This is a genomic window from Yersinia similis (genome assembly GCF_001053095.1).
Lineage (GTDB): Bacteria > Pseudomonadota > Gammaproteobacteria > Enterobacterales > Enterobacteriaceae > Yersinia > Yersinia similis.
In genome coordinates, this window is sequence record NZ_CGBP01000001.1 from 172,969 (window position 1) to 185,101 (window position 12,133).

Below are 12,133 nucleotides of genomic sequence, written 5' to 3' on the forward strand. Positions count from 1 at the left end.
AAACTTACTGGGCCGTGCTTTTAAACTCCCGACTCACGCCACCATTATCATTAATCACTTGCCAGGAAATCTCTGTTGGCTTACCTTTGATTTTTTTCGGGATAATAAAATCCCTAGAGGAGAATGGTGGAACATAGCTGCTATTTTTTATTTTATCCTTTGAACCTAAATCAGATAAACTGACATTTTCATCACCAATATGGAGTGAATAAAGATTCATATAGAATGGCGTTGGATTGTTAACTTCCAAATATTTATCGTTATACTTCCAAGTTAATGAATCTGCACTATCCGACGGGTCGCCTTTAAGTTTATCGGGTCTGACTAATAATTTTATGCAGGTACTGATAGACATTTGAATGTCCACAGACGGGGATGAATTTTTTGAGTTACTTTGCGTATTATCCCAAGCATCACCGTTCTTAGGTGGGATCCCCGTCAAACATAACCATTGTAACGCTTCACGATCTTCAGGAAATTTCCCACCGGTGCGAATAACACGCACACGCCCTTGCAACCCGGCATCAAGTCTGAATAAAGGAGGGGTAACAATAAAAGGAGCAGGAGACATCTTATCTTCACCTTTAACCTGGGTTTGTACCAGTATTGGATAATCCTGTGGATTAGCCACCGATACGGATACCCCTTTCGTCGAAGATGAAGGGTAAATAACCCGCGTCGTTCCTATTTTCACAGTAAAAAGATGCCTGGTCGCATTGACAACAACATCTTTTGAATAAGCATTAGGCAAACACATTATTAATGCAACCATTGATGCCATATAATAAAAAATTTTTTTATTAACGTAAAAAAACACATTGTTCACTTTCAATATCCCACATTATCATGATATTTTATTGTGGGTTTAAAATTAAACTTACAATAAAATATCAATAACAGAAACATACATAGAACATGACAGCAAGCCATCATGTTCTATGATTCCTAATTATTTAAAACACGTACTCTTCAACACGACCTGTGAATGTATAAGTCGTTGGTTTAAGGACAGTCCCTGCCTTAACGTAAAGATGATCGTTTATATCTTTAGGAGAGTCATCATTTATATACCAGTTATTATCTACACCTACCCATGACATCATATAACTGTATAAACCAACATAGTCACCATCAGTGCTGACCATATATCCACCTTTTGAGTCCCCTGTTGGAATCAAACGCCAACCACCGTGTGGTGCAGTATCACCCATAGTTAGCGTAAATATAGTGACATCACCCGGCTGTTTACCCGCTAAAATCTCTCCTGTACTAGGCGCAAAATCGACGTGGAATGTGTTTCCCTGCTTGACAGTCACCTCACCAGAAACATCCTTGGTGTTAATGACAATAGAAGCGTTTGCCATACCACAAGCAGCGATCATTAATGTGGCAACCGCTAGCGCATTTTTTGCAAAACATTTCATTTTCATGAGAATAGTCTCCATTTAATGTAATGATTACTATTACGACATAGCATAGAATATGTTGGTAGTGATGTTGGGTAATTTAATGTAAATACATTATAAATTAATATATTTATATTGATAACGCAGTCACAGTCACAGACCTGTAGAGAAAATAAATCCTATTTTCTCGCAACACCAATGTCGCCCTACTGTATTTTCTGCAACTCTCCATCACCACCAACAGCGTTATCATATAAACTACTTTTTGCTTTTTTAAATTATTAATGATTAAATTTTAAATAATAAAGTTAAGATTAACCCCAGAAGATAATCCAATTCCATTTAACGATTTAATTTCACTACCTATCATGATAAGAATCCTCATACCTTAGTTGATTATTATCTGTATGAAAGATTATTAATAATGATGAGCATAGTACCGAAGTAGTAAAAAATGGTGCTAACCCCACCAATATAGATATATTCCACATTTATTATTTAAAAATGTCATTTAAAATAGAAAGCTAATAGATAAAATAACTAACTAACATCATGATAGGACGTATGGATATGTTCCCCTTGTACCCCGAGAAACAGTGAAGATAAGTGGATCGTTTCTCCATTGACATTAATAAACCCTCTATTATCATTAAAAAATGCGACAACGTTATTTTTTTTATTATGTATTTCATAGATATATAAAGACAACGGAGATGCCAATGACTTCAGCGATCCTCTGGCCATATTATTAGGGGATGATTGGTATGAATGAAGAGGGAATAGGTAGTACTTCCCCGTTGGCATTTTAAAACCAATACCATATATTTCCTCTGAAATCACCAACTGGGACTTATCATCAACGATATAATGTGAGATGTTAAATTTCACCCCTTGCATTTTTAAATCAAAATGTTCATGGAGATCGCCATACTTCACTTCAGAATAAAACAATAAATTATTACAGTTATAGATTAAAAATAAGAAAACCATAAATATTATAGATATAAGAGTAAGTGATTTTTCTTTCATTGCTGTTTGCATTCCGATTTATCACAAATAATGACCAACCCAAAATCGTCCTTAAATATCATACTATTCTTTACTTTAGGTAATCCTGCCGTTGCACTATTCATCTTGGTTGTAATATTCGTTATAATGATGCTATTGGTATCACTATCAACAAATGAGATAATATTATTATCCCCTACCATGAAGAATATGATGATTATGATCATCATAATAGCGATAAAAAAGGTTGAATTCAGGTGAGAAAGTATTCGTAATTCAACGTGTTTTATTGGTATATCTGGTTTTTCTTTTCTGGTATATGCAGCACTATGACTCTCTTTTTCGGCGCTACCATCATCAATAATAATTAGCACGCTATCATTTTGGTAGCTATAGCCCTCATTCTTATATGTCTTTATTACCTCACTTCGGGTTATTTTACGGAATACATCACGGATATGTTTAATAGCAACCGGTAGTGATATTGGGGAAACGACTCGATCAGGCCAGCAGGTTGCCAGTAATTCATCATGGGAGATCACATCACCGGCACGTAAATAAAGACACTCTAACAGCAGTACCTCATTCTTGGATAAAGCATATCTATTACCACCAATTATCAACACACTTTCTAATTTATTTAAAATAACACAGTGACTCATTTCCCCTCACCTCCCCTGATCTGGACTTCAGAATATTAGGACGGCTCAACAGCCATAAGTGAGTCTTAATTGGAAAAATTTTACACACAGAACCTAAACAATATTTAAACAGAAGTCAACCCAACACAAGATTAAGTCTTATTAAGCAGACTGCTGACAAACCCCGATGATTCACTCTTGAACGGTGAGGATAGGCAGAAGAGTAAAGAGTCCGCGCCAAGGATGGCGCGGCTCGAGCCCCCAGGGAAGGCTATTTTTATACAGGGAAGCCGGCGTCTTTACGATCTGCCTGTTCTCTCCGTCGCGGGCACTTTGTCAATAACCTCTTTATTAAGATTATTATCTTAATAATTTAACAAAAAAAATATTAACTGCCTTTTATTTTCATATTTCATTAAAATTAGACTAATTTTATAACACCCATAAAAAATGCCAGTCAGAATTAACTGACTGGCATTTCAGACTGCTGACAACCCCCGATGACTCGCCCTTGAACGGTGAGGGTAGGCAGAAGAGTAAAGCGTCCGTGCTAGAAATGGCGCAACTCAAGCACCAGGGCAGCTATTTTATGCAGGGAAGCTGGCGTCTTTACTTGCTGCTTATCCTCTGCACTGCTGGCACATTGTCAGTTACGCGACCTTCATCACCATAGCATCAGGCCGCTTCAACATTGCATACAAACCACCCGCTAGCAGGGTACCCGCAGCAATCGCCACCAGATATAACAGTACTGGATGGATAGCCCCTGGGATCAGCAAGACAAACAGGCCACCGTGTGGTGCCATCAACTGCGCACCAAACGCCATAGACAGCGCCCCCGTCAATGCGCCACCGGCAATACAGCACGGCAAGACACGCATCGGATCACGAGCAGCAAACGGGATCGCCCCTTCAGAAATAAAGCACAGCCCCAGCACCAGCGCGGCTTTGCCCCCTTCCTGCTCTCCTTTGTCGAACTTATTACGGGCCAACAGGGTTGCCAAACCCATTGCCAGCGGTGGAACCATCCCCGCCGCCATAATCGCTGCCATCGGTGCATAAACTGAAGAACTCAGCAACGCCACACCAAAGGCGTAGGCCGCTTTATTCACCGGGCCGCCCATATCGGTACACATCATGGCACCGAGAATAGCCCCCAGCAGTACCGCATTTGCCGTCCCCATGGACTCCAACCAATGTGTCAAGCCCGCCATAATTTTTGCTACTGGCGTACCGACGATATAAATCATCGTTAAACCAACGATCAAGCTGGCAACCAGCGGAATAATCAGAATCGGTTTAAGCGCTTCCATACTCTGTGGCAAATGCAATTTAGTACTGATGGCTTTCGCGACATAACCCGCCAGGAAACCAGCAATGATGCCACCAAGGAAGCCCGCCCCCGTGCTGACAGCTAACATACCGCCAATCAACCCCGGCGTCAGACCTGGACGGTCAGCAATGGAGAACGCAATAAAGCCCGCCAACACTGGCACCATTAAAGCAAATGCAGAATCACCACCGATTTGCATCAATGCTGCGGCCAACGTACCTTTCTCTTTGAATGCTTCAATACCAAAGACAAAGGACAGGGCGATACACAGCCCCCCTGCAACCACCATTGGCAGCATGTAAGACACACCCGTCAATAGATGGCGATAAGGGCCTCCGGTCTCTGTTTTCTTACTCGCCGCACTGCTACTGGTTTTCGGCCGATAAACGTCAGCTTCGACCAGCGCTTTATCCAATTCTTGCACTGTTTTCTTCAGTGCCAGACCGGTAGTGGTGCGGTACATCGGTTTGCCCGCAAATTTGTTCAGATCTACTTCGATGTCGGCAGCCACAATCACTAAATCAGCAGCAGCCACTTCCTCTGGCGTAATCTCATTGCCTGCACCAACGGAACCTCGGGTTTCAACCTTCACCCACCAGCCACGTTTTTTCGCTTCACTTTCGATGGCTTCAGCCGCCATGAAGGTGTGAGCAACACCAGTCGGACAAGCTGTAATTGCTACAATACGTTTAGGGCCAGCGACAGAACGTTTAGGGCCAGCCACTGACGTTGGCTCAGGGGTGACCACGGCCTGATAAGGTGCCGCCTGCGCGATAGCCTGTGCCAGAAAACCGTCAGGATCGCGAACCGCTTTTTCCACGTCCCCTACATAGACTTTTTTGCCATTCAACGTACTGTCAGCCGGGGCGGATGACCCCGCGACAATCACCAGTTCAGCGTCAGCGGCTTTCTCAACCCAGCTCAATCCTGCTTTTTTTGCCGCAGCACCCAGCATCAGTGTCGCGAGATGGCCTCTGGCCTGCCCGAGCGAACTGTCAATTATTAGTAGCGTTTTCATTTCGCCTCCGGAGATTAATTAAAAGGTTTCAAGTCTACTTTTGCCATCATGGCTGCCAATTGCGGGCGATCCGTAATGCCGACATTGCTCTGGCTGACGGCCAAAGCGGCGACGGCGGTGGCCAAACGCAGCGTGTGCTCACTCGATTCACGCATCAACAAGCCATAAATCAAGCCCCCAACCATTGAATCACCGGCTCCCACTGTGCTGACCACGTCACAGGCTGGCGGTTTTGCCAACCATGCGCCGGACGCATTGACCCACAACGCCCCTTCGGCTCCGAGAGAAATCACCACATGGGCAATGCCCTGATCACGCAGTGCGTGAGCGGCTTCCACGACATCACCTAATGCAGGCAACGGACGCCCTGCCCAGATTTCCAACTCACGACGATTGGGTTTCACCAACCACGGCGACGCTTTCAGCCCTGCAACCAACGCTTCACGACTGCTGTCGAAAATAATGCATGGGCACTGGGAACGCAGACGTTTCATCCAGTCAGTAAAGTCATCGGGATTGACACCCGCAGGTAAACTGCCGCTGACTGCGACCATATCGAATTGCCCCAGCCAGCTCAGGGAATCAGTAACAAAACGATCCCAATCTGGTTTGGTCACTTCAAAACCGGAGAAGTTAAAATCGGTCACTTCGCCATCTTTCTCGGTCAATTTAACGTTGATGCGAGTGCGGCCCGGTACCACCTGAAAACGGTTGGCAATCCCTAACTCACTGAATAACAGTTGGAAACCGTCCTGATTATCTTTGCCGAGGAAGCCCCCGACCGTGACATCAATCCCCAAATCTTTCAGTACCTTGGCAACGTTGATCCCTTTACCTGCCGCATGCAGACCGGCGGTTTTTACCAGATTGACTTCACCGCGTTCGATTTCAGGGCAAAAACCCACCAGATCATACGCGGGGTTCAGTGTGATAGTCGCGACTCTTCTGCTCATGCTGCCCCCTCGCCTAAACCGGCGGCAATCACTTCACCGATGGTATCCAGTGCGGTTTGTGCATCTTCACCGCTGGCAGTAAAGCGCAGGCGATTCCCTTTTTTAACCCCTAAAGCCACAACTTTCATCAGACTACGTCCATTTGCGGGCTTACCGGTGCCGTCCAAATTGGTCACGGTGATTTCACTGGTAAACTGTTTGATTGTATTGACTAATATCGTCCCTGGGCGCGCATGTAACCCGTGATCATTACGAATAACGAACTCAGCGCTTAATACTTTACTCTGTTCAACATATTCGCTGGTCAACAGTGCCAGCAGTGCAGCGGCATCTGCGTTCAGCAAGACGTCAGCTTTTTGCGCTAGCAACAGCTCACTTAAATAGTTCAGCACAGTCAACGGCTGATCATCTGCCACAGATAGGGTCAGCAACAAAGCCACTTTTTCACCCTTGTGTTCAAATGCGGTAGCCGGGCGACTGACGGTGACCGCACTGACCAAGTTACCTTCAGTGCTGTCGCTCAACCAGATACCCTGCCCCAGATTCAGTGGCTCATGAGTAATGACATCACTGACAAAACGGGCATCAACCGCGCCAATTTGTTGCAAGCGGCCCGCGTTCAGTGCTTGCAGTGTGATCAGGTTGTCTGCCGCCACATCCAACGCAATCAGTGAGGTATCGAAATGGAATTCCGCGGTTTTTTGCTCACCCATTAGCAAACTGCGTAACTCTTCAGCTGAAGTGGTTTTAGCCAGACGTGCCGCAACCGCATCATCGCTGAGTACGTGCGTCAACTGACGCAGTAGCGCCAAATGTTCATCAGAACGGGCAGCGATGCCGATAACAATATAAGCAGTTTGGTCCGCGCCCCACTCAATGCCTTGTGGGAATTGAAAAACCTGTACACCGGTGTTCAGCACCTGGTCGCGGGTATCAGTGGTACCATGAGGAATGGCGATACCGTTGCCCAGATACGTTGAGGTTTGTTGCTCACGGGCCAACATGCCGTCAACATAAGCGGCAGTCACACAACCCGCTTGAGTTAATGCAGCCGCGACTTGAGTGATCGCCGCATTTTTATTGTCTGCTTGCGCAGCAAGATGAATGTCTTGCGTAGATAGCTGAAACATAAGTCGCCTCTCTTGCTAGAATTGAATCGTTTCAGCTTTAATGCGAAAAAGGCGCGTGACCCTTTCTCCCCTGGTGACGCGATAACGCTGAAACGTTTCAATTATTGTGTTTCTGGTTCACAATATATGCAAGTTTTCCGCGTCTATTCTTAATGGATTTTTGACATTCCGCACATTTTCATGGTGAATAGGCGTTTGTCATCAGTAAAACCATCACACCAGCTGACGGTTGCTGATGTTATTTAAAAAGGAGTAAATACCATGTCTGTTACGGTTGGCGTTGGGGTCATTATCGTGAATCAACAAGGCGAAGTACTGCTGGGGAAACGTTGTAGCCAACATGCCCCCTACTGGTCAATTCCCGGCGGTCATCTGGAGGTGGGAGAGTCCTTTGAGCAGGCGGCTCGACGCGAGGTTTTTGAAGAAACAGGGTTAAATATCAATGAAGTGCAGGTAGTCGCATTATGCAATAACATCGCGACCTGGCGTGAGGAAGGTAAACATACGGTATCCGTCTGTCTACTGGCGCAACACCTTGGTGGGCAACCGGAGCTGAAGGAACCCGCAAAGTGTCAGCAATGGTGCTGGTGCAACCCACGTGATTTACCTGAGCCACATTTTGAAGCCAGCCGCCATTCGATTGATTTATGGCTGAGTAAACGGTTTTATCATCCTTATGAGTAACACGTTAGATTAGTGAGTAATTGGATTAGTGAGTAGAAAATTAGATTAGCGGGTCGCAGGGGCTATCCGAAGTAACGGATCCGGAAAGCATCAATGGCAACAGCGATAAAAATGATCACCCCGCCAATCATGCCGACGTAGAACGAAGGGACATTGACAATGGCGAGGCCAACTTGGATCACCGTCAGCAGCAGCACACCGCCCAGCACCCCCTTGACATTACCGTGTCCGCCAAAAACACTGACGCCGCCGATAATGGGCGCGGCGATGGCGTAGAGCAAATAGCTCGAACCTTGGTTCGAGGTGATGGCCATCTGCCACGATGCCAACAAAAAGCCAGCAAGTGCGGCAAGGAACCCTGAAATCGTGTAAGCAATAATTTTGACCCGCGCGACCCGAATCCCGGCGGAGTTTGACGCAACAGGATTACCACCGACGGCATAGATCGAACGGCCTAACACCGTATACTTCAGCACCGCCCCCATCACCGCCAGCACCAGAAGAAACACCACTGGCATCAGGGGCCACCCCCCGATGGTCGCCTGGCCAATCCAAATATAACCTTCAGAAAAGTTTGTCAGGGTCTTGCCCTGTGTCAGTGCCAACAGCGCGCCCTGGATAATAATCATCATCGCCAACGTTGCTATCAGCGAGACCATTTTCAATCGGGTGATGCACACCCCATTGAAGAAACCGATAAATGTGCCAACCAGTAAACCTATTAATGCTGCAATAGGCCACGGCAGCCCCAGTTCGGCATAAGCCAGCGCCCCCACCGCCGCCGAGAAACCCGCATTTGCCGGAATCGACAAGTCAATCTCAGCCACCAGCAGCGGCAGTGCCACCGCCAGACCTAAGGTTCCCAAAACCGTGGCCTGCACCATCACGTTTTGCAGATTGGATATCGTCAGGAAAAATTCGTTGAAGACACCGAAGATGACGACCAATGCAATCAGCCAGATCCAGACAATATGGTGTAAAACCCAGCCCAGCATGGCCTGGCCGTTGAGCTTGCTCGCGGTGGGTGCTACCCCACTGCGGGTCTCGGTTGCCTTATCCATTTCCCTCTCTCCGATCTGGTTATTATCCCGTGGCTTTATGCCTGCACAGATGCCCGCAGACGTTCGACGGTGATGTCATTTCCCTTCAATATCTCTTTGATAGCGCCATGTTCGAAAATGCAGACCCGATCAACTGAGCGCACCAATTCATCCATATCGGTCGAAACGATGATCACTGCGACGCCAGCATCACTCAGTTTATCAATAATGCGCAGCACGTCCTGTTTGACGCCTACATCAATGCCGCGTGTCGGCTCATCAACCATCAGCAGACGAGGCTGGGTCGCAAACACTCGGCCCAGACAGACTTTCTGTTGATTGCCGCCACTGAGGGTATTCACCGCATAATCGGGGCTGAGCGCCTTCACGCCCATTGCCGCGAAATAGTGTGCGATGACCAACGCTTCAGCCCGGCGATCAATCACCCCCCATTTCGCCCGCGAGAGCAAAGAAGATAGTGCAATATTGGCCCCGATCGACATTTGCCCAACCACGCCCTCCCGACGGCGGTCATCGGAAAGATAAGCAATGCCAATATTGAAGGCCATGCGTGGCCTTTTCGGCAGAGCTTGCACGGCCTCACCGTTAATTGAGATGCTGCCACTGGCCGGATGCAAGCCAAAAATGGCACGTGCGCTTTCCTTTGCACCCGCCCCCGGCAGCCCCGTGAACCCCACGATTTCGCCCGGTCCAATGTCAAGGCTTTCCAACGACAGTGACTTCCCCTGTATCCCTCGTAGCGAAACTGCGGGCGGTTTACCGGTGTAATCACGCCGTATACGCTGGAAGAGTTCAAGCCCCCGCCCAATCACCCGCTCACTCAGCTCTACCGAGGTCATCGATCCGACATCATCGGAGCCCCCCGCCAGACGCCCATCACGTAATACCGTGACCGCATCACAGATCGCCAGAATTTCGTCGTTGTAGTGTGAAATGAAGATAAAGGTGACACCCGCCGCTTGTAACCGCCGCATGAAATCAAATAATTGCCGCCGATCAGCGACGGTCAACGCGGCGGTGGGTTCATCAAGAATGATGACTTTGCCCCCGGAGAACATGGCCCGCAGAATATTCAATTTGCGCTGTGCGACTACGTCCAGATGCCCGGCAAGGGTACTGGCATTGATACCAGACCCATCAAGTATCCGTACCGCATCGGATCGCAATACTTTCCAATCGATAAAACCGTTTTTAGTCGGCCAGATCCCCAGCATCAGATTCTCTGCGGTGGTCATCTTGTCGATAATCATCGGTTCCTGCGTGACCAGAAAAACGCCTGCCTCCTCCATCGCTTTAACATCAACATTTTCGAGAAGGTGGCCATCCATAAATATCCGCCCGGAGGTCGGCGTGACCTGCCCTGAGATGATCCCTACCAGCGTTGATTTTCCGGCACCATTCTCGCCAAGAAGTCCGTGAATAGCGCCGCGCCGGATCGTAGTCGTCACGCCGCACAAGGCCTGTACCGGACCATAGTTTTTGCTGATATTCTCGATCCTTAGAATCGGGTCATCCGCCGCCTTCCCGTCGCGCACTGTGTGTAAAATCATAATGTGTGTAAAACCGTAATATGTGTAAAACCGTAATATGTGTAAACCATGTTATGTATAAGACCATATTATGTGTAAGGCCATATTGAGTGTAAAAACCTATTGCTCTCTCACCCTCACCTTGCCGGATAAATGTCGGAGCAACCGTTCCCCCTCTTCGATGTTGATCTGGGCCTACGAAACGATTGGGTCCGCGAGATGATCAGGTATAGGGGATGCCCCATGTTTTCTCTGCCACCGCGGCCCAATGACGCGGGTCCTGCACATTGTCACTATTGATCACGAAAGCCGGAATGATCAGTGTTGGGCCAGTCTTGCCTTGGACAATTTCGCCCGATTCCCAGAAGTATTTTTTGTCCTGATAAGTGCCCAACGGTACAGCCTCACCTTTCAACGCGTGTTTGACGATCATATCGACGGCAATCTCGCCATAGGCCACCGGATCCTGAGATACGCAGGCATCCATATAGCCGTCCTGAATCCATTTCAGCGCAATAGGTTCTCCATCAATGTTAACGAAGATGACGTGTCCGTCCTCTCCTATCTTCTTCCAGCGGCCTTTTTGTTGCAGCGCGGTAACAATACCGCGAGAGGGTGAATCCGAAGGGGCATGAACGGCATCGAGATCGGGGTATTCCGACAGCGTGGACAAGGTGACCGAAAGCATTTTTTCGAGCTGACCATCGGTAGGGCGAACTAAATAGGTGATACCCGGATATTTGGCGAAAACGGAATCCATCCCCTCTTTACGCAAGCGCCATGCTACTGAGGCCAGAGCGCCATAACAATTCAGCACCGTTCCCTTCGGGCTGCCATATCGGTTGACCAGGCGCTTGACTATCTCTTCCGCCGCCATTACGCCACCTTGAAAATTATCGAAGCTGACGGTAATCGCCACATCCCCACCGTCTGCGGGTGTATCGATGATGCCAACAGGTATCTTCTGCCGGTTGTAGCGCCGAATAGCAGAGACAATAGCCTGGCTATCAATGGGGTCCGAAATAATCGCTGACGGGCGGGACAACAGTAAGCTTTGCCACTGTTCGAGTTGGCGGGTGTTGTCAAAATTGGCGTTAGTCGCCTGAAATTCCCCCGAACGTGCCAAAACGGCGCGTTTCACTGATTCTTCCTGAATAACAAAAAAGTAGTAATCGAGGCTTTTATTCGAGTAAGGGATCAAAAGGCGATTTTGTGCCAATGCACCTCGTCCAATCACCATACCTAGCCCCAGTGCCGCGCCACCAACCAACAGACCGCGTCGGCTCACGCCCGCTTGCTTTGCTTTTGTCATGGGTTATCTCCAATTTTATGTGTGCATGCTGTGATACTCTCTCTTGCTCTTTTGGATC

The 12,133-nt window shown here is 47.6% G+C and carries 11 protein-coding genes; 1 reads left to right on the forward strand and 10 read right to left on the reverse strand.

Annotation, left to right across the window (positions count from 1 at the left end):
* Positions 1-4: 4 nt before the first annotated feature.
* The 7 genes from psaB to fruB form a co-directional block, all read right to left on the reverse strand.
* Positions 5-826: a chaperone protein PsaB gene (gene psaB / locus AC971_RS00690; RefSeq protein WP_025383235.1), complete on the reverse strand. Its 822-nt coding sequence runs from the start codon at positions 824-826 to the stop codon at positions 5-7.
* Positions 827-953: 127 nt separating this feature from the next.
* Positions 954-1,430 (reverse strand): MyfA/PsaA family fimbrial adhesin, encoded by a 477-nt coding sequence (locus AC971_RS00695; protein ID WP_025383234.1) that lies wholly within the window; start codon positions 1,428-1,430, stop codon positions 954-956.
* A 516-nt stretch (positions 1,431-1,946) separates the two neighbouring features.
* Positions 1,947-2,435, reverse strand: a complete 489-nt coding sequence (locus tag AC971_RS00700; protein WP_025383233.1) for a PsaF/MyfF family fimbrial adhesin regulatory protein — start codon at positions 2,433-2,435, stop codon at positions 1,947-1,949.
* Positions 2,432-3,076 (reverse strand): winged helix-turn-helix domain-containing protein, encoded by a 645-nt coding sequence (locus AC971_RS00705; protein WP_025383232.1) that lies wholly within the window; start codon positions 3,074-3,076, stop codon positions 2,432-2,434. The genes AC971_RS00700 and AC971_RS00705 overlap by 4 nt, the downstream gene beginning before the upstream one ends.
* A gap of 629 nt (positions 3,077-3,705) precedes the next feature.
* The gene (gene fruA, locus AC971_RS00710) at positions 3,706-5,406 is read right to left on the reverse strand and encodes a PTS fructose transporter subunit IIBC (protein ID WP_025383231.1); all 1,701 of its coding nucleotides are present in this window, start codon (positions 5,404-5,406) and stop codon (positions 3,706-3,708) included.
* Between the two features lie 14 nt (positions 5,407-5,420).
* A complete protein-coding gene (gene fruK, locus AC971_RS00715) occupies positions 5,421-6,359 on the reverse strand; it encodes a 1-phosphofructokinase (RefSeq protein ID WP_002208798.1) in 939 nt (312 codons plus the stop codon).
* Entirely contained in the window at positions 6,356-7,489 is a 1,134-nt protein-coding gene (fruB, locus tag AC971_RS00720; protein WP_025383230.1) for a fused PTS fructose transporter subunit IIA/HPr protein, read from the reverse strand. Before fruB ends, fruK begins: the two co-directional genes overlap by 4 nt.
* 261 nt (positions 7,490-7,750) lie before the next feature.
* On the opposite strand from fruB, the gene AC971_RS00725 reads away from it, so the two are divergent.
* Positions 7,751-8,173 carry a nucleotide triphosphate diphosphatase NUDT15 gene (locus AC971_RS00725; RefSeq protein WP_025383229.1) on the forward strand — a complete coding sequence of 141 codons (423 nt, stop codon included), beginning with the start codon at positions 7,751-7,753 and terminating at the stop codon, positions 8,171-8,173.
* A 62-nt stretch (positions 8,174-8,235) separates the two neighbouring features.
* Here the strand turns inward: AC971_RS00725 and AC971_RS00730 are convergent, their stop codons facing one another.
* The 3 genes from AC971_RS00730 to AC971_RS00740 all read right to left on the reverse strand — a co-directional run bounded on the left by AC971_RS00730 (position 8,236) and on the right by AC971_RS00740 (position 12,075).
* Positions 8,236-9,234: an ABC transporter permease gene (locus AC971_RS00730; protein ID WP_025383228.1), complete on the reverse strand. Its 999-nt coding sequence runs from the start codon at positions 9,232-9,234 to the stop codon at positions 8,236-8,238.
* 35 nt (positions 9,235-9,269) lie between these two features.
* Positions 9,270-10,784: a sugar ABC transporter ATP-binding protein gene (locus AC971_RS00735; protein ID WP_025383227.1), complete on the reverse strand. Its 1,515-nt coding sequence runs from the start codon at positions 10,782-10,784 to the stop codon at positions 9,270-9,272.
* 202 nt (positions 10,785-10,986) lie between these two features.
* Positions 10,987-12,075 (reverse strand): sugar ABC transporter substrate-binding protein, encoded by a 1,089-nt coding sequence (locus tag AC971_RS00740; RefSeq protein ID WP_025383226.1) that lies wholly within the window; start codon positions 12,073-12,075, stop codon positions 10,987-10,989.
* Positions 12,076-12,133: the final 58 nt, after the last annotated feature.